This window comes from Pantoea sp. F_5, from assembly GCF_008631595.1.
Classification (GTDB): domain Bacteria; phylum Pseudomonadota; class Gammaproteobacteria; order Enterobacterales; family Enterobacteriaceae; genus Pantoea; species Pantoea gossypiicola.
This window is the reverse complement of record NZ_VWUO01000011.1, coordinates 52888-77639: the sequence shown is the minus strand read 5'-3', so window position 1 is coordinate 77639 and position 24752 is coordinate 52888. Positions and strand designations below refer to the sequence as shown.

The 24752-nt window shown below is 58.7% G+C and carries 21 protein-coding genes; 16 read left to right on the top strand and 5 right to left on the bottom strand.

Annotation, left to right across the window (positions count from 1 at the left end; all coding sequences use genetic code 11):
- Nucleotides 1-286 precede the first annotated feature (286 nt).
- The 4 genes from F3I44_RS15635 (at nt 287) to ppnP (ending at nt 3860) form a co-directional block, all read left to right on the top strand.
- A complete protein-coding gene (locus F3I44_RS15635; RefSeq protein ID WP_150013081.1) occupies nt 287-1846 on the top strand; it encodes an OPT/YSL family transporter in 1560 nt (519 codons plus the stop codon).
- A gap of 10 nt (nt 1847-1856) precedes the next feature.
- On the top strand, nt 1857-2789 hold the full coding sequence (locus tag F3I44_RS15630) for a DUF1177 domain-containing protein (RefSeq protein ID WP_150013083.1): 933 nt from the start codon (nt 1857-1859) through the stop codon (nt 2787-2789).
- 1 nt (nt 2790) lies between these two features.
- The gene (locus F3I44_RS15625; protein WP_150013085.1) at nt 2791-3468 is read left to right on the top strand and encodes an AroM family protein; all 678 of its coding nucleotides are present in this window, start codon (nt 2791-2793) and stop codon (nt 3466-3468) included.
- A gap of 95 nt (nt 3469-3563) precedes the next feature.
- Nucleotides 3564-3860, top strand: coding sequence for a pyrimidine/purine nucleoside phosphorylase (gene ppnP, locus F3I44_RS15620; RefSeq protein ID WP_013356948.1), 297 nt, complete (start codon nt 3564-3566; stop codon nt 3858-3860).
- A gap of 254 nt (nt 3861-4114) precedes the next feature.
- Here the strand turns inward: ppnP and rdgC are convergent, their stop codons facing one another.
- Nucleotides 4115-5026 (bottom strand): recombination-associated protein RdgC, encoded by a 912-nt coding sequence (rdgC, locus tag F3I44_RS15615; RefSeq protein WP_150013087.1) that lies wholly within the window; start codon nt 5024-5026, stop codon nt 4115-4117.
- Between the two features lie 146 nt (nt 5027-5172).
- Here rdgC and mak point away from each other — a divergent pair, with 146 nt between their 5' ends.
- Entirely contained in the window at nt 5173-6084 is a 912-nt protein-coding gene (mak, locus tag F3I44_RS15610) for a fructokinase (RefSeq protein WP_013356950.1), read from the top strand.
- 82 nt (nt 6085-6166) lie between these two features.
- On the opposite strand, the gene eat is transcribed toward mak, so the two are convergent.
- Complete coding sequence (gene eat / locus F3I44_RS15605) at nt 6167-7531, bottom strand: ethanolamine permease (RefSeq protein ID WP_150013089.1); 1365 nt, start codon at nt 7529-7531, stop codon at nt 6167-6169.
- A 249-nt stretch (nt 7532-7780) separates the two neighbouring features.
- Here eat and F3I44_RS15600 point away from each other — a divergent pair, with 249 nt between their 5' ends.
- Together F3I44_RS15600 and F3I44_RS15595 are read left to right on the top strand one after the other, a co-directional pair.
- On the top strand, nt 7781-8785 hold the full coding sequence (locus F3I44_RS15600; protein WP_150013185.1) for a phosphotransferase enzyme family protein: 1005 nt from the start codon (nt 7781-7783) through the stop codon (nt 8783-8785).
- Between the two features lie 162 nt (nt 8786-8947).
- Complete coding sequence (locus tag F3I44_RS15595) at nt 8948-10015, top strand: AraC family transcriptional regulator (RefSeq protein WP_150013091.1); 1068 nt, start codon at nt 8948-8950, stop codon at nt 10013-10015.
- On the opposite strand, the gene F3I44_RS15590 is transcribed toward F3I44_RS15595, so the two are convergent.
- The gene (locus F3I44_RS15590; protein WP_150013093.1) at nt 10012-10404 is read right to left on the bottom strand and encodes a cell envelope integrity TolA C-terminal domain-containing protein; all 393 of its coding nucleotides are present in this window, start codon (nt 10402-10404) and stop codon (nt 10012-10014) included. The two genes, F3I44_RS15595 and F3I44_RS15590, sit on opposite strands and share 4 nt — an antisense overlap.
- Nucleotides 10405-10558: 154 nt before the next feature.
- Here F3I44_RS15590 and F3I44_RS15585 point away from each other — a divergent pair, with 154 nt between their 5' ends.
- From F3I44_RS15585 to F3I44_RS15575, 3 genes are read left to right on the top strand one after another with little or no spacing between them, the layout of a single operon-like run.
- Nucleotides 10559-11236 carry a CsgG/HfaB family protein gene (locus F3I44_RS15585; protein WP_150013095.1) on the top strand — a complete coding sequence of 226 codons (678 nt, stop codon included), beginning with the start codon at nt 10559-10561 and terminating at the stop codon, nt 11234-11236.
- An 11-nt stretch (nt 11237-11247) separates the two neighbouring features.
- Entirely contained in the window at nt 11248-11607 is a 360-nt protein-coding gene (locus F3I44_RS15580) for a DUF4810 domain-containing protein (protein WP_150013097.1), read from the top strand.
- Entirely contained in the window at nt 11604-12260 is a 657-nt protein-coding gene (locus F3I44_RS15575; protein ID WP_150013099.1) for a DUF799 domain-containing protein, read from the top strand. The genes F3I44_RS15580 and F3I44_RS15575 overlap by 4 nt, the downstream gene beginning before the upstream one ends.
- 29 nt (nt 12261-12289) lie before the next feature.
- Here the strand turns inward: F3I44_RS15575 and F3I44_RS15570 are convergent, their stop codons facing one another.
- Together F3I44_RS15570 and sbcD are read right to left on the bottom strand one after the other, a co-directional pair.
- Nucleotides 12290-15964: an AAA family ATPase gene (locus F3I44_RS15570; protein WP_150019478.1), complete on the bottom strand. Its 3675-nt coding sequence runs from the start codon at nt 15962-15964 to the stop codon at nt 12290-12292.
- Nucleotides 15961-17160, bottom strand: a complete 1200-nt coding sequence (sbcD, locus tag F3I44_RS15565) for an exonuclease subunit SbcD (RefSeq protein WP_150013103.1) — start codon at nt 17158-17160, stop codon at nt 15961-15963. The genes F3I44_RS15570 and sbcD overlap by 4 nt, the downstream gene beginning before the upstream one ends.
- A 197-nt stretch (nt 17161-17357) precedes the next feature.
- Between sbcD and phoB the strand changes: the two genes are divergently transcribed.
- The 6 genes from phoB (at nt 17358) to proY (ending at nt 24720) form a co-directional block, all read left to right on the top strand.
- Nucleotides 17358-18047 (top strand): phosphate response regulator transcription factor PhoB, encoded by a 690-nt coding sequence (gene phoB, locus F3I44_RS15560; protein WP_003852491.1) that lies wholly within the window; start codon nt 17358-17360, stop codon nt 18045-18047.
- Between the two features lie 14 nt (nt 18048-18061).
- Nucleotides 18062-19375 (top strand): phosphate regulon sensor histidine kinase PhoR, encoded by a 1314-nt coding sequence (phoR, locus tag F3I44_RS15555; RefSeq protein ID WP_150013105.1) that lies wholly within the window; start codon nt 18062-18064, stop codon nt 19373-19375.
- Nucleotides 19376-19394: 19 nt separating this feature from the next.
- Nucleotides 19395-20315: a PstS family phosphate ABC transporter substrate-binding protein gene (locus tag F3I44_RS15550; protein WP_150013107.1), complete on the top strand. Its 921-nt coding sequence runs from the start codon at nt 19395-19397 to the stop codon at nt 20313-20315.
- Between the two features lie 164 nt (nt 20316-20479).
- Entirely contained in the window at nt 20480-21586 is a 1107-nt protein-coding gene (locus F3I44_RS15545) for a cobalamin-independent methionine synthase II family protein (RefSeq protein ID WP_150013109.1), read from the top strand.
- Between the two features lie 391 nt (nt 21587-21977).
- Nucleotides 21978-23297, top strand: coding sequence for a branched-chain amino acid transporter carrier protein BrnQ (gene brnQ / locus F3I44_RS15540; protein WP_013356963.1), 1320 nt, complete (start codon nt 21978-21980; stop codon nt 23295-23297).
- A gap of 70 nt (nt 23298-23367) precedes the next feature.
- Nucleotides 23368-24720 (top strand): proline-specific permease ProY, encoded by a 1353-nt coding sequence (proY, locus tag F3I44_RS15535; RefSeq protein WP_150013111.1) that lies wholly within the window; start codon nt 23368-23370, stop codon nt 24718-24720.
- Nucleotides 24721-24752: the final 32 nt, after the last annotated feature.

The window sequence follows — 24752 nt, the reverse complement described above, 5'->3', positions numbered from 1 at the left end:
CTTCACCACAATTTTACCGGCGTAATACTTTCGCCACACCAGGGAAAACCAGGGCCTTCGGGCCTTTTTCTTTCAATCTGATCGCTATGTTGTTCGCAGCAACCCGGTTGCCTGTGTTCGTCACCCCTGTCTCCTGTATCGGGTCAGCATCCGGGGTGACGACCATCTGCAATGGCTGTTGCTATGCGGCGCGCACCAGAGCGGTGAACCAGAAAACCGGCGTAAATCTGTCAGCAGGCAGGCAGACGTTATTTCATCTCTTCTCAACAAGGACTGGCGGGGACATATGGAACGGGTAAATCCAATCAGGCACGTTGGCGTGGCACTGGTTTTGATTTTTCTTTCTATCGCGGGTGCCATTATCGGCATTCAGCTGATTACGACGATTGGCGTCACGCCAAACACCTCCATTATCGGGGCGCTGTTTGCCATGCTGCTGGCGCGTATTCCGCTGCAGGCATTTCGCCGTTATCGTTCGATTGAAATCCAGAACCTGGCGCAGACCGCCATCTCTTCAGCGACCTTCGGGGCGGCTAACAGTCTGCTGATGCCGATTGCCGTGCCCTGGGCGCTGGGTGAGCCTCAGCTGGTGCTGCCGCTATTCTGTGGCGTCAGCGCCGCGATGCTGCTCGATGCCTGGCTGCTCTATCGGCTATTTGATACCCGCGTCTTTCCGGCCAGTAATGCATGGCCGCCAGGCGTTGCAGCAGCAGAAGCGATTAAAGCGGGAGATAAAGGCGGACGCCAGGCGTGGCTGCTGGTCGCGGGCATTGCCGGTGGCGTTGTTGGTGCCATGCTGAAAATTCCGATGTCCGCTTTTGGCACCGCGTTTATTGGCAATATCTGGGCGCTGTCGATGCTTGGCATCGGTTTTCTGCTGCGCGCCTATGCACAGCCGGTGGCCGGTATTGATATCAATGCGCTCTATATTCCGCATGGCGTTATGGTCGGTGCCGGTCTGGTGGCGCTGATTCAGGTGGTGATGGTCATCCGCAGCCGTAAAAATGATGCGCTGACGGTGAGCCGCAACGGTAATGAGGTGCAGCGGGCGCTGGGTTTTGGCAGCGTGGGCTACATCGTGATTTCGGCGCTACTGGCCCTGGCGGGTGGCCTGTGGAGTGAGATGGGCATTGCGATGCTGCTGCTGTTTGTTCTCTATGCTGCGTTTGCCGCTTTCGCCCATGAACTGATAGTTGGCATTGCCGCCATGCACTCCGGCTGGTTCCCGGCTTTTGCCGTGGCGCTGATTACGCTGATTATCGGCATTCTGATCGGCTTTCCACCGCTGGCGCTCTGCCTGCTGTGCGGCTTTACGGCCGCTACCGGCCCGGCGTTTGCTGACATGGGTTATGACCTGAAGGCGGGCTTTATCCTGCGCGGTAACGGTGCCGATCTGCAGCAGGAATTGTGGGGACGTCGTATACAGTTGATCGCAGCCATGATCGCCTTTGTGGTGTCGATTCCTCTTGTCTGGTACGCGCACACCTTTTTCTTTACAGACAATCTTCTGCCGCCAGTGGCGCGAGTGTATGCCAAAACAATTCAGGCGGGTGCTGAACCCGGTATCGCCGGAAATCTGCTGATGTGGGCTATTCCGGGTGCCCTTATCCAGCTGATCGGCGGGCCGAAACGGCAGTTGGGCGTGCTGCTCGCCACCGGTTTATTAATTAATAGCGCGATGGCGGGCTGGGCGGTGGTGGTGGGGATCGCCTTACGCATTGTGATCATTCGCATCTGGGGCGAACGCGGCCGGTCGCCCATGGAGGTCATGGCGGCAGGCTTCATTGCCGGTGATGCCCTCTATAGTTTCTTTCATTCGCTGTTTGCCAGCAGCAGCAAAAAATAAAGGATAACGCATGAGCTTGCAGCAGACCCTGGCGGTTTTCGAGTTACTGGATAGTGCCCACATTGACGGGCAGCAGGTCGTGGATCTGTTTACCTCTTATCCGGACGTGATGGCCCGCTTTACCCGCGTCACCGGCCCCAAAGGTCGTACTGATTTTGTGCGCATTGATATCCCGGGTACGCAGGGTAAATCAGGCGGCGGCACGGCACCGACGCTGGGCATCATCGGTCGCCTGGGTGGCATTGGTGCCCGTCCGGGCCGTATTGGCATGGTATCCGATGCGGATGGCGCGATAGCGGCGATCGCCAGTGCGCTTAAACTGGCGCAGATGCAGAGCAAAGGCGACAGGCTCGCCGGTGACGTAATCATCACTACCCATATCTGTCCTGATGCACCGACACGGCCGCATCAGCCGGTCGATTTTATGGATTCGCCGATTGATGATGTCACCATGAATGATAATGAAGTGGTGGCGGACGTGGATGCGATTCTGTCGATCGATACCACCAAAGGTAACCGCATCATCAATCACAAAGGATTTGCCCTGTCGCCGACGGTGAAAGAGGGCTATATCCTGAGGGTGTCGGAAGATCTGCTGCGCATCATGGAGATGACCAGCGGTCGTCCGGCGGTGACCTTTCCCATCACTACGCAGGATATTACACCTTACGGCAATGGTGTTTATCACCTCAACAGCATCCTGCAACCCTCGACCGCCACCGATGTGCCGGTGGTCGGTGTGGCGATCACCGCCGAGTCGGTGGTGCCGGGCTGCGGAACCGGGGCCAGTCATGAAGTGGACATTGCGGCAGCGGCAAAGTTTGCTATTGAGGTGGCGAAGGAGTTTGGTCGTGGAACCTGTCACTTCTATGACGCTGAAGAGTATGCGCGGCTGATTACGCTCTATGGCAGCCTGGCGCACCTGCGCCACCGGAACCACTAAGATGGCGAAATCACTGGCGACCCTGACAATCGGGCAGTCACCGCGCAGCGATATTCTGCCGTTGCTGCGTCAGCATCTGCCGGATGCGGTGACCGATCATGCCGGTCTGCTGGATGGACTCAGCACCGCTGAGATTGCCGACCACTTCGCGCCAGCCGCGGGCGACAGGGTTCTGGTGTCACGGTTACAGAGTGGCGAACAGGTGCGGTTATCGGCGTCGAAGGTGGAGCAGGGATTACAGCGTAAAATCAGCGCGCTGGAGCAGTTAGGGTATGACACCATTCTGTTGCTATGCACCGGTGAATTCAGCCGACTTGTGACCCAGCGTGCGCTGCTGCTGGAGCCGGATCGCATCATTCCTCCGCTTATCCGCGCCATAGTGCAGCAGCAACGGGTCGGGATTATGGTGCCGGTTGAGGAGCAGATTGTTGAACAGGCCGGCAAGTGGCAGCCACTGCCCGCGCAGCCCTGTTTTGCGGTCGCCAGCCCTTATCCGGGCGATGAGGCAACCTTCGGCGATGCCGCAAACCGTCTGAAAGCGCAGGGCGCAGAGCTGGTGGTGCTTGACTGCATGGGCTATCACCAGCAGCATCGGGCATGGTTACAGCAGCGGCTGGATGTGCCGGTTCTGCTCTCTAATCAGCTGGTAGCCCGACTGGCGGCGGAGTTGCTGCCCTGACGCAGGCGATCACAAACCGCCATCATTTCGCGTGACAGATCAGCGGGTTCCCTTCTACACTGCCTGACACACAACATGTGCTCTGGAGAACTATTATGCTCAACGTAAGTGAGTATTTTGACGGAAAAGTTAAATCTATCGGTTTTGACAGTGCGAGCACCGGCCGTGCCAGCGTGGGCGTGATGGCTGAAGGTGAATACACATTTGGTACCGGCCAGCCGGAAGAGATGACCGTGGTCAGCGGCTCGCTTAAGGTGCTGCTGCCAGGTGAGACCGAGTGGAAATGGTTTGAAGCGGGTTCGGTATTTAACGTGCCGGGTCACAGCGAATTTCATCTGCAGGTTGGCGAGCCAAGTTCCTATCTCTGCCGTTACCTGAAAGATAAAGATTAAAAAAAGGCCGCTAAGCGGCCCTTTTAGTTTGCAGTGAACCCCGGATAGGGTGATTCACGCAGCAATGAATAAGCTTAACGCACAGGTAACACGGTCAGAAGAGGAAAGCGTCCCGCGCCATGGACGGCGCGGGCCGAGCTGTCATGGATGACATTTTTGCGACTTTCCGATCTGACCGTGTTTCCTGTGCAGGCAAGGTCTCACAGCCAGTGCGGACAAACATCCTCTTTACGGATGATTCTGCCGGTTACAGCTTAACGCTGGGCTTCGCCGCCTAACGCTTCTACCAGATTGCTGGTCAGTGCCGCCAGTTCGCTGGTCATCAGAATAAAGTCCGCATCAAAGCGCTGGGCAAAATCTTCGCGGTCGATATCGTCGTTCTGGTCACGCAGCGTGTCGCTGAACTTCAGACGTTTCACCGAACCGTCATCCGCCAGCACGAACTGAATGCGTTCCTGCCAGTCGAGTGCCAGTTTGGTCACCAGCTTACCCGCTTCAATGTGGTTGGCGATCTCGTCACACACCAGATCCTGTTTCTTACAGCGGATCACGCCGCCATCTTCCAGCAGCGCTTTCAGCTCCGCTTCATCCATCAGCGCAAAACCGGCAGGCAGGTCGCCCGAACGTACCCATTCGGTCAGCGTCAGCTCAATCGGGTTTTCCAGCGTCAGCGGCACCACTGGCAGTGAACCCAGGCTTTTGCGCAGCAGCGCCAGGGTATCTTCCGCTTTTTTCGCGCTGGCACAGTCAACCATAATCAGATTGTTGACCGTGTCGATCCACAGATAAGTCTGGCTGAAACGGCTGAAGGCGCGCGGCAGCAGGCTGTGCAGCACTTCATCTTTCAGGGAGTCTTTCTCCGTCTTTTTGAGCTTGCGGCTCTGCTCAGATTCCAGCTTGTCGATTTTCGCTTCCAGCGCCTGTTTCACAACCGGCGACGGCAGGATTTTCTCCTCTTTGCGGGCGCAAATCACAATCTGGCCTTTGTTCTCATGGGTCAGCGCGTCGCTGCGGTTACCCATTGGCGGGACCCAGCCGGTCTTGCTCATATCCTGACTGCCACACGGTGAAAACGTGAAGGCGTCGAGCTGTTTTTCCATCTCATCTGCGGACAACGGAATGTCACGATTCAGACGATAAACCATCATATTTTTAAACCACAACATCGGGATTCCTTACCGGGGCGCGATCGGGCGCACAAGTCTGCGAGAGTCAGCGCGCATGATAGCGAAACATCGGAGTGGTTTCATTGCCTTTAAGGCAGCCGCCTTCTACTGTATCTCTCACCTGAATGAATAACGAGGACGTAACCTTGCGCATAGGCATAGATCTGGGTGGGACCAAGACAGAAGTGATTGCATTGTCGGATAAGGGACAGGAGCTGTTCCGCCATCGGGTGAATACCCCGCGTGATGACTATCAGGCAACGGTGCAGGCGATTGTCGATCTGGTCACACTGGCAGAGCAGAAAACCGGCGAGACCGGTACGGTCGGCCTTGGGATCCCTGGCTCGCTTTCGCCCTTCAGTAAGCGGGTGAAAAATGCCAACTCCACCTGGCTCAACGGTCAGCCGCTGGATAAAGATCTGGCTCAGGCGCTGAATCGGGAAGTGCGCATCGCCAACGATGCTAACTGCCTGGCGGTATCGGAAGCGGTTGATGGGGCGGGAGCCGGACAGTCGCTGGTGTTTGCCGTGATCATCGGCACCGGGTCGGGCGCGGGTGTGGCGATTAACGGGGAGTCGCGCATCGGTGGCAACGGCAATGCTGGCGAGTGGGGCCACAATCCGCTGCCGTGGATGGATGAAGATGAGCTGCGCTACCGCCAGGAAGTGCCCTGTTATTGCGGGCAGCAGGGCTGCATCGAGACCTTTGTTTCTGGCACCGGTTTTGGTATCGACTATCAGCGGCTGAGCGGCGTGCATCGCAAAGGCGCAGAGATCGTTTCGCTGCTGGCGCAGCAGGATCCGATCGCCGAACTGGCGATGAGCCGCTATGAGCTGCGGCTGGCCAAATCACTGGCGCAGGTGGTGAACCTGATCGATCCCGACGTGATCGTGCTGGGTGGCGGGATGAGCAATGTGGATCGGCTCTATCAGACCGTGCCGGTACTGATGAAGAAGTGGGTATTTGGCGGGGAGTGTGAAACGCCGGTACTGAAGGCGCAGCATGGCGATTCCAGCGGTGTGCGCGGTGCGGCGTGGCTCTGGCCGCTTAATGGCTGATGCCGTTCCTGTCTGCGGTTCAGCACCTGAAGCCCGGGTGCTGAACCGTCATCCTCTGGGGCAGCACCCTGCCGCGTCGCGGTTATTCGCCAGCCAGCATTGTGTCCTGCGGTGCCCGATCGCGCTGCGCTTTGGTGGCCAGGAAGTAGAGATAGCCGACCAGCATAATGGCGACAAACAGCGCGCCAATCACCGGATTAAACCACAGCATCGCCAGCAGGCAGACGACTGACAGCAGCAGGGCGATGCCCGGCACAATCGGATAGCCCGGCGCGCGGAAACTGCGCACCATCTCCGGCGCGCTGCGGCGCAGTTTAAACAGACTCAGCATGCTCATGATGTACATCACAATCGCGCCGAAGACCGCCATGGTGATCATCGCCGCCGTCAGCGTCATCCCCTGCAGATTAATGACGCCATCGCTGTAAATCGCCGCGATGCCCAGCACGCCGCCGAGAATAATCGCGCGATGCGGTGTCTGGAAACGCGACAGTTTTGCCAGCGAAGGCGGCAGATAGCCCGCGCGGGCCAGGGCAAAAAACTGCCGTGAGTAGCCGAGGATGATGCCGTGGAAGCTGGCAATCAGGCCAAACAGCCCAATCCACACCAGCATATGCATCCAGTTAGAGTGTTCGCCAACGATCATTTTCATCGCCTGCGGCAGCGGATCGTTAATGTCAGCAAGTTTGCGCCAGTCACCTGCGCCGCCCGCCATCAGCATCACGCCAATTGCCAGCACCACCAGCGTCAGGATCCCGCTGATATAGGCGCGGGGAATGGTCCGGGTCGGATCTTTCGCCTCTTCGGCTGCCATCGCTGCGCCTTCAATGGCAAGGAAAAACCAGATGGCGAAGGGAATGGCGGCGAAAATGCCGGAGAAGGCGGGCAGGCCGAAGCTGTCGCTGCCCGCCCAGCCGTGTGCGGCGAAGTTCGCCAGGCTGAAGCCAGGTGAGACCACGCCCATAAATACCAGCAGTTCAATAACTGCCAGCACGGTAACGACCAGTTCGAACATCGCCGCCAGTTTTACACCGAGAATATTCAGCGTCATAAACAGCAGGTACGCGCCGACCGCCGCGGTTTTCGGATTGAGTTCGGGATACTGCACGTTGAGATAAGCCCCGATCGCCATGGCAATCGCCGGTGGCGCAAAGACAAACTCAATCAGCGTCGCCAGACCAGCAATCAGCCCGCCGGTTTCGCCAAAGGCGCGATGGCTATAGGCAAAGGGGCCGCCCGCATGGGGGATCGCGGTGGTCAACTCGGTGAAGCTAAAAATAAAGCAGGTGTAGAGCGTGGCGATCAGCGCGGTAGTGACCAGAAATCCCAGCGTGCCCGCCACGGCCCAGCCGTAACTCCAGCCAAAATATTCGCCTGAGATCACCAGGCCAACCGCAATCCCCCACAGATGCAGGGTGCCCAGCGTGGGCTTGAGTCTGTTTGTCATACTGTTATCCCCGTCGTTGTTGGTCTCACGCGGCGTTACACCGCCATAACTACTAAAGTAAGGGGATAATGCCGCTGCATTACTCACCACGACTTGACGCGGGCGTAGTGACTTCTGTCCTCCACGGTCAACTCACAGGCAACAACCTGGCCAGCTGCACGCTGCGGTCAACTTTGTCTCTTCTGAGGTCAAGCAGCTCACCTTCTGGCAACGCATGCTGAGATAACGCAAGTGAAAAGGAGCCGGATGATGAGCGCTAAACAATATGACAACCTGACTGATTCCCAACTGACCCTGATGGCGCAGCAGGCGCTGGCCTGTTATCCCGCTGCGCTACAGGGGCAGCTCAGCCTGCTGTGCCGCTCAGAGAATGCCACGTTTTTGGTGAAAGCGGCCGGCCGGCGTTATGCGCTGCGGCTGCATCGCGGCGATTACCATCAGAAAGCGGATATCCTCAGCGAACTGCTATGGCTCGACGCGCTGCGCGAAACCGGCATCAGGGTGCCGGAAGCCGTGCCGGACAATGCGGGCGAAACGGTGCTGACGCTGCGGCTGCCGGATGGCAGTGAGCGCTACGTGGTGCTGTTTCACTGGATCGACGGGGAGATGCCGACCACCGACGTTGATCCCCGCGCCTTTCAGCAACTGGGCCAGATTACCGCGCGGCTGCATCAGCACAGTAAACAGTGGCAGCCACCCGCGGGTTTCCAGCGCATCATCTGGGATCACCACACCATGACCAGCGCTGAGAGTCACTGGGGATGCTGGCAGGATGCGCCCAATCTGCCTCCCGCCGATCACGGCATCGTTGAACAGACGATCGCGCAGGTCGGCGCGGCGATGGCGCAGTTTGGTAAGGGATCGGATCGCTATGGTCTGATCCACGCCGATCTGCGACTGACCAATCTGCTGCTGCACAAGGGTGAAACGCGGGTGATCGACTTCGATGACTGCGGACTCGGCTGGTATCTGCACGATCTGGCGGCAGCGATCAGTTTTGTTGAGCATCATCCGCGCGCGCCAGAGTGGATCGAACACTGGATCCGCGGTTATGAGCAGGTGGCGCATATCAGCGATGCGGAGATGGCCATGCTGCCTGCGCTGCTGATCCAGCGTCGTATCCAGCTCACTGCCTGGGTAGGATCGCATGCTGAAACCGAAATGGCGCGCAGTCTCGGCCCGGCGTGGGCCAGTCACTCGGTCCGCCTCTGCCGCGATTATCTTGAGGGGAAGCCGCTGCCGGTCGGCGTCTGATGCACCAGCGGCGGGCGTGGCTGCGCCGCCGCAGTGCCGGATGCCGTGTCCGCGCGCAGTCCGGACCGCCCGCAGGCGGTGCGGCGGGGTTCAGGGACCTGGTATGGAATTTGCTCTGATCTCAGGAACGGGTGATCCACCTGACTTCTCACTGAGGCGACCATGAATCCGACACTGATCAAGCCTGATGCGTTTGCGGCCTGCTCTGCAGCAGCGGGAGCAGGCAATCACGGCGTGCTGGCTGCGGCAGCAACCGGTTTAAGCGAGTTTATTCATACTCAGGGCGGCGATGTTGAGCGCATTTTTGGCATTAGCGGCATCGATCCGGAGCGACTGGCCAGCCCAACGCTGAGCCTGGGGCTGGTTAACTACTGTCGGGTACTGGAAGAGGCGGCGCGTCACTCCGGTTTTGATAACTTCGGTTTGCACTACGGCAGGCAGTTTAAACCGCAGTCATTAGGCCTGATCGGCTATATTGGCTTGTGCTCCGATACGCTGGAACAGGCGCTGCACAATGTCGTTAACGCGTTTCCCTGGCATCAGCACGACACCTTAGCCCGGCTGGTAGATAAGGGAGAATGCTGGCGGCTCGACTATCAGGTACGGCACGGCGCGATCCTGTCGCGCCGTCAGGATGCCGAGCTGACGCTGGGAATGTTTATGAATCTGATCCGCCACGTCGCGGGCAGACACTGGGCACCGCGCGAAGTCCATTTCGAGCATCCGCGTCCCGGGCAGTGGCACGATCACTGCAAAGTATTTGATGCGCCGGTCTGGTTCGATCAGCCGTTTAATTCGCTGGTGATCCCGAAACGCGATCTGCTGCGCGCAATGCCGGAGAGCGATCCGATCCTGTTGATGGTGATGCAGGATGCGATTCGGCGGCTGAACCGCGGGACGTCGCAGCAGAGCATGATTGAGCAGGCGCGTTCGCAGGTTAATTTATCGCTGATGCAGGGCGAGCCGGTGCTGGAAGAGGTGGCGGATAAACTCGGGCTGTCGAGCTGGTCACTGCAGCGGCGGCTGCGCGAAGAGGGCAGCAGCTTTACCGCGCTGGTGGATCAGGTGCGCTGCGAAATGGCGACGCACTATCTGCAGCAGAAGCAGCTGCCAATCTCGGAGATGGCGCTGCTGCTGGGCTACTCGGAAGTCAGCGCGTTCTCACGCGCATTCCGCCGCTGGTTTGGCATCAGTCCGCGCCAGTGGCGTCAGGAAGGTCTGGCCAGCTAACCACGCGGCGCAAAGCCAAACCACGCCGGTTGTCCTGGCTCCGGCGGCGGTGGCAGATCGCGGGTCTGTGCCACCAGCTGCCAGGCACGCAGGCAGAGTGCCTCATCCCCCTGAGTCTGCGTCACCGCATAATGTCTGCTGTGTTGCTGCCACTCCATCCGTACCAGACATTGCTGACCGGCATAACGCGCTGCATCAGTAAACTGCCGGTTCAGTAGCGGCTGCATTTGATTAGTCCAGTGACAGGGTTTGCTGTCCGGATCCTTCACAGGCTCACACAGATTTGCCACGCTATCACGTTGCTTTGACACGGGTTGCTGACAGGCGCTGAGCAACACTGCAATAATCACACCTGGCAATATTCTCACTATCGTATTAATTAAATTCATTAAATTAGCCATTTTTTTCTAAAGATCTTGCGGTCTGCTGCCGACAGTCTACAGACCGGCCTGCTGAATGCTATGGCATTCCTCCGACTGTCGGCAGAACCAGAATTTACCGCCCCTGTGCGGATGATGTCTCTTTTCACTTCATGGATTAGAAATGCAGAAAAAATATGCCTTTGCGGCACTCTCCCTGTTAATCACCTCGCTGATCAGCGGCTGTGCCACCGAATCTTCCCGTGCAATTCAGGCGCCACAGGTTCGCGCAGCCAGCCAGCCGGTTTATCAGGGCGTGCGCAGCCCGATTGCGGTAGGTCAGTTTGATAACCGCTCCTCGTACATGAACGGCATCTTCTCTGATGGCGTCGATCGGCTGGGTAATCAGTCGAAAACCATTCTGATTACCCATCTGCAGCAGACCAACCGCTTCAGCGTGCTGGATCGCAGCAACCTGAAAGAGCTGCAGCAGGAGTCAGACTTCAAACGCAGCCAGCAGAATATCAAAGGCGCGAACTACATCATCACCGGTGATATCACCGAGTTTGGTCGCAAAGAAGTAGGCGATCAGCAGCTGTGGGGCATTCTGGGCCGCGGCAAAACTCAGATCGCCTATGCCAAAGTGAATCTCAACGTGGTGGATGTCGCCACCTCTGAAGTGGTTTACAGCACCCAGGGTGCGGGCGAGTACCAGCTTTCGGCACGTGAAGTGATCGGCTTTGGCGGCACCAGCAGCTATGACTCGACGCTGAACGGCAAAGTGATGGATCTGGCGATTCGCGAAGCGGTCGATCATTTAGTGGATGGAATCAACAACGGCGCATGGCGTCCGGCTAAATAAGGAAGCAGTAAATGAAAATGATGACCCTGAGCAGCCTGCTGATGGCAGCGGCGCTGCTGGCAGGCTGTGCGCCAAAAGCACCGAAAACGATCTACTACTGGGGCGACTATCAGGAACAGATTTATAGCTACTATCAGCAAGGCGGCGATCCGCTGAAGCAGATCGATGCGCTGAATCTGGATGTGGAAAAAGCCCGTGCTGCGGGTCAGCCCGTACCGCCAGGCCTGCATGCTCAGCTCGGCTTGCTCTACGCAAAAACCGGCGATACCAATAAAGCGTTTGGTCAGTTCGCTACCGAGAAGCAGCTGTTTCCCGAATCGGCACCTTACATGGATTTTCTGATGAGTAAAAAACAAGGAGTGGTACAGTGAAAAAATGGATTGCCCTGAGCGGCACGCTGATGGTGCTGTTGCTGACCGGCTGTGCGCAGCCAAAAAAACCGTACGACTACACGGCGTTTCGTGCCAGCAAGCCCGCCTCGATTCTGGTGCTGCCTGCCGCTAACACCTCGCCGGATATCAACGCTGCGCACAGCCTGAACTCGCTGGTGACGCGTCCGCTGGCCGAAGCCGGTTACTACGTCTTCCCGGTGGCGGTGGTTGAAGAGACCTTTCAGCAGAATGGCCTGACCAGCGGCAGCGACGCCCAGGCGGTCAGCGCGAAACGTCTGAATGAGATCTTCCACGCCGACAGCGCGCTCTATATCTCGATCAGCGACTATGGCAGCAGCTATCGGGTGATCGACAGCGTGACTACCGTGACCGCCAAAGCACGGCTGGTGGATTTACGCAGCGGCAAAGAGATCTGGCAGGGTTCCGCCACCGCTACCGACAATGATCAGGGCAACAATAACAACAACGGCGTGATTGGTATTCTGGTCAGCGCGGCGATCAAACAGATTTCCGACAACGTCACTGACAAAGCCCATACCGTGGCCGGGCTGACCAGCAATCGTCTGCTGGCACAGAACGAGCAGGGCGGATTACTCACTGGCCCTCGCTACAAAGTCGTCAGCGCCCGCTGATCAGACTCAGACGGGCGCTCTGGCGCCCGTTATCCCTGCGGCAGCTCCAGCTGGCTGTAACCCAGGCCATTCATTTTGCGGACTTTAATCTGCACCGGGATGCGCTCTTTCATCGCTTCCACGTGGCTGATCACCCCAATGGTTTTGCCGCTGGCGTTCAGCGCGTCCAGGGCATCCAGCGCGGTGTCCAGTGTCTGAGCATCCAGCGTGCCGAATCCCTCATCCAGAAACAGCGATTCGATGCGCGTTTTGTGGCTGACCAGATCCGATAACGCCAGCGCCAGCGCCAGACTGACCAGGAAGCTCTCGCCACCTGATAACGTACGGGTATCGCGTGCGGCGTCGGCCTGCCAGGTATCGACGACATCCAGCTCCAGCAGATCCTGCGCCCGGCGCTGCAGCAGATAACGGCCATGCAGCCGATCGAGCTGACGGTTGGCGAGCGCGACCAGATGATCCAGCGTTAATCCCTGGGCGAAGCGCCGGAATTTATCGCCGCTGGCGGAGCCGATCAGATCGTTGAGCAGGCTCCACTGCGCCAGCACCACACCATCCTGTTCAATCTGCGTCATCAGGCTCTGCTGTCGGGCGCGGAGGCTGGCGTCACTGTGCAGCTGCTGCTGAATCTGACCCTGCTGGCTGGCGTTGTCGCGCAGGGCCAGCCGTAACAGCTCCAGCTGCTGCACCAGCGCGTCCGCAGATTCCGGCATCGCGTCGGGCTTCGCCTGCTGATGGGCGCTGAGCCGCTGATGCAGATCCGCCCGTCGCGCCTGCTGCTGCTGACATTGCTGATCGAGCTGCTGCAACTGCTGGCGCAGTTGCAGCGCAGTCTGCTCATCCAGCAGCGCCTCGCGCAGGCTGGCTTCATCGGCAAATCCGGCGCGCTCCAGTGCCTGCTGCAGAGCGCTTTCCGCCTCTGCCAGTTTGCCGCTGAGCGTCTGACGCTGATTTTCCAGCCCCGACAGCTCACCCTGCAGGCGACTGACCTCAGCCTGCGCCTGTTGCAGGGCGGTGAGCTGCTGTGCCAGCTGTTCATCAGCGTGCTGAACGCGGGCCTGCAGCTGCTGACGGGCGTGGGCGACATCGCGATCGCCAAACAGCGCCAGACGCTGCTGAAGCATTTCGCTGAGCTGCGCCTGGCTCTGCTGCTGCTGCTGCTGACGGATCGTGAGCTGCTGCTGTTCCTGTTCAGCCTGATGCTGCAGGGCAGTGAGCTGGGTTTCCCCTTTTAACAGCTGCGGCTGCAGGTTAGCGAGCAACTGCTCACTTTCCTGCCAGCGCTGCCAGCGTCGCTGTTGCTCCGCCAGCCACGCATCGCGATCGGCGGCATCGGGCAGGGCAAGATGGTGTGCGCTGAACTGCTGCTCAAGACGGCGCAGCAACTGCTCCCAGGCCTGCTGTTCCTGCTGCTGGCGCTGTTGCAGCGCATCCAGTGCCTGTTGCAGGCTGGTCAGCGACTGCTGCGCCAGCTGTTCGGCCTGCTGGTGCTGCTGCCAGGCCTGCAGCTGCTGAAGATGGTAATCCTTTGCGGCCTGACGCGCCTGTCCGGCGGCCTCCTGAGCCTGTCGCTGCTGCTCAAGCTGACTTTCACGTTCGCTTTGCTGCTGCTGCCACGCGGCTAAGGCCTCGCGATCGGCAAGCGGGAAGGTAAGTGCCAGCTCACCGCTCAGCGCCTGCCATTGCTGCTCAAGCAGTTCAAGCTGTTGCTGCATCCCGGCGATTTCCTCGCGCAGGGTCTGCTGCTGCACCGTTGATTGCTTCAGCTGTTCGTTTTTTGCCGTGCCCGCTTCGCGCAGTGCCTCGGTTTGCTGCTGCAGCGCAGCCCGGCGCTGCTGGTTAGCACTTACTTCCAGTGTGCTGTAGGCCCCGACGGCGGGGTGGGTGCAGGAGCCGCACAGCGGGCAGGGCTGATCGGCGGTGAGCCGGGCGCGGAAATCGCTGAGGTCGACAATCTGCTGCTCCAGCGCGCAGATTTTTTCGACATCATCCAGCTGCTGTTTTTCGCGTTTCCACGTCTCGCGCAGGCTCTGAAGTTCCGCTTCACTCTGCTGATGCGCTTTTTCCAGCGCGCTCAGCCTTTGCTGGCGCTGGCCCAGCTGCTGGTGCAGCGGCTGCCACTGCGTTGAGATCAGCAGCAGTTGCTGACGCGCCGGACGGCTGTTCTGCAACTGGCTTAATGCCTGCCGCAGTGCAGCGGGTGGATGCTGTTCATGAAGCGAAGTGAGTGCCTGCTCCGCCTGCAAAAGCGCCTGGCGGGCCTGTTGCTCCGCCTGCTGGCGCGGCAGTGCCTGTTGTGCCTGCTGTTGCTGTTTTGCCTGTTGCGCATCGATCTGTTGCTGTTGCTGCTCGCGCTGTTGTGTCAGTGCCGCCAGCGTCGCCTCACGCTGTGCCAGCAGGGCAAAGTTCTCCTGCCATACCGGCAGCGAAGCGCCCCAGTGCGGCAGATCGGCAAGCTGCTCGCGTAACTGATGCTGTTCGGCAATCGCCTGCTGCCAGCCCACGACCTGCTGCTTCTGCTGCGTCAGGCTGGCCTGGGTCTGGTCGGCATGCTGCTGCTGCCGGGCATTTTCCTGCTGCTGCTCTGCAAGCTGTTGCTGCAGCGTTGTGATGCGCTGATCCAGCGGCAGCACCTGTTCCGTCAGCAGGCTCTCCTGCTGCTGCTGTTCCTGCAACGCCTGCTGGCGGGTGGTCTGAGCGGCTGCGTAGTGCTGCTGATGCTGCTGCTGCTGGTTCTGGGCCTGCTGCTGCGCCGCATTAAGCTGCTGATAGCGGCTCTCAGCCTGCTGCTGTTCACTGCGCAATGCGTCACGCTGCTGCAGTTTAATCCGCAGTTTTTCAACCGGTTCGCTGCGAGCCAGTCGCTGGCGGTCGGTTTCAGCCGCCTGTGAGGCAGCCTGCGCCTGCTGTACTGCCGCTTCAGCCTGCGCACTTTCCTGCTGTAACTGCTCTGCCTGTTGCTGCCACTGCTGCTGTTGCTGCGCCTGCTGATAATCCGCGCTGAGCTGCTGTTCAGCCCTGGTCAGATCGCTGAGCTGCTGTTGCAGCGCGTCGCGGGCGTCGCTATCCAGCAGCGCCATCGCACCCGCCTGGCTGCGCAGCAGATCCAGCTGGGTCTTCGCCTCTTTATGACGCTCGTAGATGGCCGCGGAAATCAGGCCGTAAATTTCGGTGCCGGTCAGCTCCTCCAGCAGTTCGGCGCGTTCACTGGCTTTGGCATTCAGGAAGGCGGCGAACTGGCCTTGTGACAGCATCATTGAGCGGGTGAAGCGTTCGAAATCAAGACCTGACAGGGTTTCGATCAGCTTCAGCTTGTCACCAACCTTATCGGCAACAATGGTGTTATCGTCACAGCGCGCCAGCTCAACGCGCGGTGCCTGTAGCTTGCCGTCAGCGGTGCCGCGCGCGCGGTTCTGGCTCCAGAAGGCGCGCCACGCTTCACCTTTGATCTCAAACTCGACCTCAGCCAGACATTCTGCGCAGTCGCGGGTCATCAGCGCATTCTGGCTCTGGGAAATCGCGCCAAGGCGCGGCGTCTGGTGATAGAGCGCCAGGCAGATGGCGTCCAGCAGGGTGGTTTTACCCGCCCCGGTGGCACCGGTAATCGCGAACAGACCGTTGCTGGCAAAAGGCTCGGCGCGGAAGTCGATGAACCATTCACCGCGCAGGGCATTGAGGTTTTTAAACCGTAGCGTAAGGATCTTCATTGGGTCTCTTCCATGGCGGCCAGCGTCTGGCGGAACAGCGTGGTCATCTCGTCGATTTGCGCCGGTTGCAGCGCCTCATCCAGCGCCAGGCGGCGGGCAAAGACCTCTTCCACCTTCAGCTCACTCAGTGTTTCGTTGTCGAGCCGCGCCAGGCTCTGCTGCCGCTGTTCACGACTGCGGCGCAGCAGCAATACCTCGACCGGCAGTGTGGCGGTCAGGGTTTCGACCTGACGTTGCAGATCGCTGAGGTACTCCTGAGTGGTCACTTCGATGTCGAGCCAGGTCGGTTTTTCCTGCTCTGCCGCACTGAAGGCATTTAGCTGTTCTGCAATCTGCGCCAGCGATCCTTTCAGCACCTGCATCGGCTGCGCCTGCGGCACCACCAGCGGCGTGACTGACTGCAGGCCGCTGGCCGCCAGTTCCAGCAGGAAGACGCTTTTTTCCACGCCCAGCTCATCAAAGCTCAGCGGAATCGGCGAGCCGCTGTAGCGGATATGCTCGCTGCCCGCCACGCGCTGGGCGCGATGAATATGGCCGAGCGCAATATAGTCAGCCGCCGGAAAGGCGCTGGCCGGGAAGGCGTCCAGCGTGCCGATATAGATGTCACGTACGGAATCGCTCTGGCTGACGCCGACGGTAGTGAGATGACCGGTAGCAATGACTGGCAGCGCATAACCCAGTGCCTGGGCAGCGGCGAAACGCTGCTGATAGTGGTGGGCGATTGCCTCCAGCAGCGAGGTCTGTTTGTCGCGGCCCGACTGACCCGCCCGGCTGCGCAGGATGTCGCGCGGGCGCAGATAGGGAATGGCACACAGCAGCGCGCCCGGTTCGCCCTGACGGGTGTTGAGCAGCAACACATCATCCTGCGCCTGCGGAGTCGCGATCACCCGGGTATTGAGACAGGCGAGCAGCTCGCGCGACTCATTCAGCGTCGCCACAGAGTCGTGGTTACCCGCCAGCACAATCAGCTGACAGCCGGTGGGCTGCAGCGCCACCACGAAGCGGTTAAACATCTCGCGGGCGTAGCTGGGCGGCGTGCCGGTATCAAACAGGTCGCCTGCAATAATCAGCGCATCCACCTGATGCTGTTCAATCTGGATCAACAGCCAGTCGAGAAACGCCTGATGTTCCGCCGCCCGACTTTTGTTGTAGAAGAACTGCCCCAGATGCCAGTCCGCAGTATGAATAATGCGCATGATGAGTCCCTGCCGTTGTGATTCGCCGGGGGATTATACTGGCTCTGCGACCAAAGCAAAAAAATGTCGCTGCGCTGTCATAAATGATTACCAGTGAGGTTACAGGCAGGTTATGTTTTTCATAAAAGTGTCACAAATCTGACGCATAATGACGCCGCGAATCTCAGTGACAGCCGTCATAATCAGCAGGAGTAATAATGGCTAAGCGCATTTTGGTTGTGGAGGATGAAGCCCCCATCCGTGAAATGTTGTGTTTTGTTCTGGAGCAGAACGACTATCAGCCAATCGAGGCGGAAGATTATGACAGCGCCGTTGGCAAGCTGATTGAACCCTGGCCCGATCTTATTTTGCTGGACTGGATGTTACCCGGTGGCAGCGGTATTCAGTTTATCAAGCATCTGAAGCGCGAGGCGATGACCCGTGATATCCCGGTGATGATGCTCACCGCGCGCGGCGAAGAGGAAGATCGGGTACGTGGCCTGGAAGTGGGTGCCGATGATTACATTACCAAGCCGTTTTCACCCAAAGAGCTGATGGCGCGGATCAAAGCGGTGATGCGCCGCATTTCGCCGATGGCGGTGGAAGAAGTCATTGAGATGCAGGGGCTGAGTCTGGATCCCTCCTCACATCGCGTGATGTCCGAAACCACGCCGCTGGAGATGGGCCCTACCGAATATAAGCTTCTGCACTTCTTTATGACCCACCCGGAACGAGTCTACAGCCGCGAGCAGCTGCTGAACCACGTCTGGGGCACCAATGTGTATGTGGAAGATCGCACTGTCGATGTTCACATTCGCCGTTTACGTAAAGCGCTGGAGGTCTCCGGCCACGATCGCATGGTACAAACCGTCCGTGGAACAGGGTATCGTTTCTCTGCCCGCTACTAAACGGAGCCTTTACCGTGCTGGAACGCCTCTCCTGGAAGAGATTATTGACAGAACTGCTGCTGGCCTGTCTGCCCGCGGCGCTGCTGGGCCTGCTGCTTGGCGGCCTGTCCTGGTGGCTGCTGCTGAGCGTGCTGGTGGTGCTGTTGTGGCATTTCCACAATCTGATGCGGCTGTCGCACTGGCTGTGGCTCGACCGCACCATGACGCCACCGACCGGGCGTGCCAGCTGGGAACCGCTGTTTTATGGGCTTTACCAGATGCAACTGCGCAACCGGCGGCGGCGGCGTGAACTGGGCAACCTGATTAAACGCTTCCGCAGCGGGGCCGAGTCGCTGCCGGATGCGGTGATCCTGACCACGGAAGAGGGCACGATTTTCTGGTGTAACGGCCTGGCGCAGCAACACCTTGGCCTGCGCTGGCCGGAAGATAATGGCCAGAATATCCTCAATCTGCTGCGTTACCCGGAGTTCTCCCGCTATCTTCGTCAGCGCGATTTTGACAAGCCGCTGACGCTGGTGCTGAACAACAAACTTCACATGGAATTCCGCGTCATGCCCTACAGCGAGGGGCAATGGTTACTGGTGGCCCGTGATGTGACGCAGATGCATCAGCTGGAAGGGGCGCGCCGCAACTTCTTTGCCAACGTCAGCCATGAGTTACGTACACCGCTCACCGTGCTGCAGGGCTATCTGGAGATGATGAACGACTCGGTGATGAGCGAGCCTTCGCGCAGCAAAGCGCTGCACACCATGTCGGAGCAGACGCGTCGCATGGACAGCCTGGTGAAACAGCTGCTGACGCTGTCGCGCATTGAAGCCGCGCCTGCGATCGATCTCAAAGAGAAGGTCGATGTGCCGGTGATGCTGAAACTGCTGCAGCATGAGGCGGCGACACTGAGTGGCGGTCGGCACGATATCCATTTTCATACCGATCCCCATCTGAAAGTGTTCGGCAACGACGAACAGCTGCGCAGCGCCATCTCCAACCTGGTTTACAACGCGGTGAATCACACTCCGGAGGGCACGCGGATCGATATCAGCTGGCTGCGTGGCAAGCAGGGCGCAACCTTCCGGGTGTGCGACAACGGGCCGGGTATTGCCTCAGAACATATTCCGCGTCTGACCGAGCGGTTCTACCGGGTTGATAAAGCGCGTTCACGCGCCACCGGCGGCAGCGGGCTGGGACTGGCGATTGTGAAACATGCGCTGAGCCACCACAACGCGCGGCTCGATATCACCAGCGTGCCGCATAAAGAGACCTGTTTTACCTTTACGCTGCCCGCGAGGTTGATTGTCAGCAGCGTGATGCAGGAGAATGCCGTTCATTAATCGCTGCCGGATCTCGCTGATGCGCCTCCTTCTTTTGTTAATCATCTCTCTGCTGCCGGGCCTGGCGCTGGCCCAGCCCGGCGCGCTCTCCGGCAATCTCAGCAGCGTCGGATCTGACACGCTCGGCTATCTGATGACCCTGTGGGGCGAAGATTTCAGCCGCCAGGCACCGGGCGTGAATGTGCAGGTTCAGGCCTCTGGTTCGTCTACCGCGCCGACCGCGCTGGCGGCGGGTGCCGCTCAGCTCGGGCCGATGAGCCGACCGATGCAAGCCGACGAACGCCAGGCCTTTGAGGCGCGCTACGGCTATCCGCCGCTGGCGGTACCGGTGGCGATGGATGCCCTGGTGGTGGTGGTCAATCAGCGCAATCCACTGCAGCAGATTGAACCGCATCAGCTCGACGCTATTTTCTCCATTACCCGCCTCTGTGGCGCGCACAATGTGCCGCTGCGCTGGGGTGATCTTGGTTTAACCGGCGACCCGTGGCGCAAACGACCGATTCAGCGTTATGGCCGCAACTCCGCCTCCGGCACCTGGGGGTTCTTCAAACAGCAGGTGCTGTGCAAAGGCGATTTCCGCAGCGACGTAGCGGAGTTTCCCGGCTCGGCTGCGGTGGTGCAGGCGGTAGCCGGGAACCCGCGCAGCATTGGCTACGCCAGTTTTGGCTTTCATCTCAGCGGCGTAAAAATGCTGGCGGTGATGAATGACCAGGGGCAGGCGATTGTTCCGGATGCCGATGCTATTCGCAGTGGCCGCTATCCCTGGGCGCGTCCGCTCTATCTCTACGTCAACAAAGCGCCGGGTAAACCGCTGCCGCCGCTGGTGGCCGCGTTTCTTCAGCAGGTGCTTTCTCCTCAAGGCCAGCGACGGGTCAGCGAAGCGGGCTACCTGCCGCTGTCTGAAAGCCAGATGGCGCAGGCGCGCGCAGCGCTGCAATAATCTTCCAACCTGAATTTTTTTCACCATCGCTGAATTTTCTTCAGTTGCAGACAAAGGTGACTCGTGTCACTCTGCATTCAGACATATAGCCATCCAGATGGCTATTTATATCAGAATGTAATTATTTCCTGCCGTAATCATTTGCAGGAGAGACAGGAGTGATCATGCAAAGAGAAACCGCCCCGTTCCGCGCCGACACCGTTGGCAGCTTCCTGCGTCCCGCTGCGATTAAGCAGGCACGCGAACAGTTTGCAGCCGGAGAGATTGATGCCGCCGCCCTGCGTCAGGTTGAAGATGCGGCAATCCGCGACGTGGTCGCGAAACAGCGTGAAAATGGTCTGAAAGTGTTGACAGACGGCGAGTTCCGCCGTGGCTGGTGGCACTTTGACTTCTTCTATGGTCTTGACGGCGTTGAGAGCTATGAAGCAGAGCAGGGCATTCAGTTTAATGGCGTGCAGACCAAAGCGCATGGCGTGAAAGTGGTGAGCAAACTCGGTTTCCCGGCGGATCACCCGATGCTTGACCATTTCCGCTTCCTGCAGAGTATTGCCGGTGATGCGGTGCCGAAGATGACCATTCCCAGCCCCAGCGTGCTGCACTTCCGCGGTGGCCGCAAAGTGATTGATTCGGTGGTCTATCCGGATCTGGCGGACTACTTCGACGATCTGGCGCAGACTTACAAACAGGCGATCAAGGCGTTTTACGACGCGGGCTGCCGCTATCTGCAACTGGATGACACCGTCTGGGCGTATCTCTGTTCCGAAGATCAGAAGCGCGATATCCGCGCACGTGGCGACGATCCGGATCAGCTGGCCCAGACCTATGCGCAGGTGCTGAATAAAGCGCTGGAAGATAAACCTGCCGATCTGACCGTGGGTCTGCATGTCTGTCGCGGTAATTTCCGCTCAACCTGGATCTCAGAGGGCGGCTACGGACCCGTGGCAGAAATCCTGTTCGGCAGTGTCAACGTGGATGCATTCTTCCTGGAGTATGACAACGCCCGTTCCGGCGGCTTTGAGCCACTGCGTTACGTTAAGCCGGGCCATCAGCAGGTCGTTCTGGGCCTGATTACCACCAAAGTGGGTGAGCTGGAAGATCCGGCGCAGGTGAAAGCCCGGCTGGAAGAGGCGACGCAGTATGTCAGCCTGGACCAGATCTGCCTCAGCCCGCAGTGCGGCTTTGCCTCTACCGAAGAGGGCAATAGCCTGAGCGAAGCGGAACAGTGGCAGAAGATTCGTTTAGTGGTCGATATCGCTAATCAGGTCTGGTAATGCTGTAACGTTGTGCAGACAGGCGCGTAAAACGCGCCTTTTGTGTATCTTCCGGGCCATTTATGCGGGGTTTTCTCACGCTCTGTCTGTTATTTAAGCACATCATCTTGTGTGCCTGCGGCAAAAATTAACGCTATCCACTGCCTTTTGAAAAAATGGCGGCATAACCTTCTGGTTTTCCGATCCTGTATTGCCTTTCACCGCTATAAACGTTTTACTTAGCGCCGTTGTCGATCCATCCCTCTGTGAACAGAATAAAAGCAGCTTAAATCACCTGCGCTTTACCCTGCGACGAGCATAATGCGCTGACATTGTCAGCCTGGTCGCGGTTTGCACGCAGCGAGGGGACAACACTAACCCAACTTCCACCGCAACATCAGTGACAGGCCGTATGACACATCGTTTAACTTCGAAGGACATTCTCGCGCTGGGCTTTATGACATTCGCCCTGTTTGTTGGCGCGGGCAACATCATTTTCCCGCCCATGGTCGGTATTCAGTCTGGCGAACACGTCTGGACAGCCGCGATTGGTTTTCTGATTACCGCAGTCGGTCTGCCTGTGATGACTGTGATCGCGCTGGCCCGCGTCGGCGGCGGCGTGGATGCGCTCAGCACCCCCATTGGCAAGGTCGCTGGCATCGTGCTGGCCACCGTGTGCTATCTGGCTGTCGGGCCGCTGTTTGCCACCCCGCGCACGGCAACCGTCTCGTTTGAGATGGGCATTGCACCGCTGACCGGCGATGGCGCGCTGCCGCTATTCATCTATAGCCTGATCTACTTCGCGCTGGTGATTGGCGTGTCGCTCTATCCGGGCAAGCTGCTCGACACGGTAGGGCACTTCCTGGCACCACTAAAAATTATCGCGCTGACCGTGCTGGGTGTGGCTGCACTGGTCTGGCCTGCGGGCGGTACCATTCCGGCGACCGCGGATTATCAGCGTGCGGCGTTCTCCAGCGGTTTTGTTAATGGCTATCTGACCATGGATACGCTGGGCGCGCTGGTGTTCGGCATCGTGATCGTTAATGCCGCCCGTTCACGCGGCGTTGATAATGCCGCACTGCTGACCCGTTATACCGTGCTGGCAGGACTGATTGCCGGTCTGGGGCTGACGCTGGTCTACCTCTGCCTGTTTAAACTGGGCGCGGGCAGCGGCGCGCTGGTGGATCAAAATGCCAATGGTGCCGCGATTCTGCACGCGTATGTTCAGCATACCTTTGGCAGCATGGGCAGCTTCTTCCTGGCCGCGCTGATCTTCGTCGCCTGTATGGTGACCGCCGTCGGCCTGACCTGTGCCTGTGCGGAATTTTTTGCGCAATACCTGCCGTTGTCGTATAAAACGCTGGTGTTTATTCTGGGTCTGTTCTCGATGGTGGTGTCGAATCTCGGCCTGAGCCACCTGATTCAGATCTCCATCCCGGTACTGACGGCGATCTATCCGCCCTGTATCGTGCTGGTCGTACTGAGTTTCACCCTTAACTGGTGGAATAAGAGCAGCCGGATTATCGCGCCAGCGATGCTGGTAAGCCTGCTGTTTGGCATTGTTGATGCGATTAAAACCACCGGGTTTAAAGATTTGCTACCGGCATTCAGTCAGCATCTGCCGCTGGCTGACCAGGGTCTCGCCTGGTTGCCACCGTCGCTGGTAATGCTGCTGATTGCCGCTGTTGTGGATCGGGTGAAAGGACCGGAACAGGTGACGGTTCACTCGTAACAGAGCGCACTGATTCTTCTTTAACCACGGGCTTGCCCGTGGTTTTTTCATTTCACAGGTACAGGTTGTTATGCAAGAAACCAACAAGCTCAAACGCGGACTGAGCACGCGCCACATCCGTTTTATGGCGCTGGGATCGGCGATTGGCACCGGGCTGTTTTACGGTTCCGCCGACGCGATAAAAATGGCCGGACCGAGCGTGCTGCTCGCCTATATCATCGGCGGAGCAGTAGCCTACATCATCATGCGCGCGCTGGGTGAGATGTCCGTTAACAATCCTCAGGCCAGCTCATTCTCACGCTACGCACAGGACTATCTTGGGCCGATGGCGGGCTATATCACCGGCTGGACCTACTGTTTTGAAATCCTGATTGTGGCGATTGCGGACGTCACCGCATTCGGCATCTACATGGGCGTCTGGTTCCCCGAGGTGCCGCACTGGATTTGGGTGCTGAGCGTGGTGCTGATCATCGGTGCCGTCAACCTGATGAGCGTGAAGGTGTTCGGCGAAGTGGAGTTCTGGTTCTCCTTCTTCAAAGTCGCCACCATCATCGTGATGATTCTGGCCGGTTTCGGCATGATTATCTGGGGGATTGGCAATGGCGGTCAGCCGACCGGTATCCATAACCTGTGGACCAACGGCGGCTTCTTCGCCCACGGCGTCGTCGGCATGCTGCTGTCGCTGCAGATGGTGATGTTCGCCTATGGCGGCATCGAAATCATCGGTATCACCGCCGGTGAAGCGAAAGATCCGGAGAAGTCGATTCCGCGCGCGATTAACTCGGTGCCGTGGCGCATTCTGGTCTTTTATGTCGGCACGCTGTTTGTGATTATGTCGATCTACCCGTGGAACCAGGTGGGGACGTCGGGCAGCCCGTTTGTGCTGACCTTCCAGCATCTGGGGATCGCCGCAGCCGCCTCGATTCTCAACTTCGTGGTGCTGACCGCGTCACTTTCGGCGATTAACAGCGATGTCTTTGGCGTGGGCCGCATGCTGCACGGGATGGCGCAGCAGGGTCATGCGCCGAAAGTCTTTATGAAGGTCTCGTCGCGCGGGATTCCGTGGGTGACGGTGGTGGTGATGATGTTCGCCATGCTGATTGCGGTCTATCTCAACTACCTGATGCCGGAAAAAGTCTTCCTGGTGATCGCCTCGCTGGCGACCTTTGCAACGGTGTGGGTCTGGATCATGATTCTGCTGTCGCAGATCGCCTTCCGTCGCAAAATTGGCAAAGAGGCGGCGAGTAAGCTGCAGTTTGCGCTGCCAGGTGGCAGCTGGACGGCGGGTGTTGGCGTGGCGTTCCTCTGCTTTATTATCGGTCTGATTGGTTATTTCCCCGATACCCGCATTTCACTCTATGTTGGCATGGTGTGGATTGTGCTGTTGCTGCTGGGCTATAAGCTGGTACGTAAACCACGCTAATCTCCTGTTCTGCTCTCCCTATTTTTGGGGGA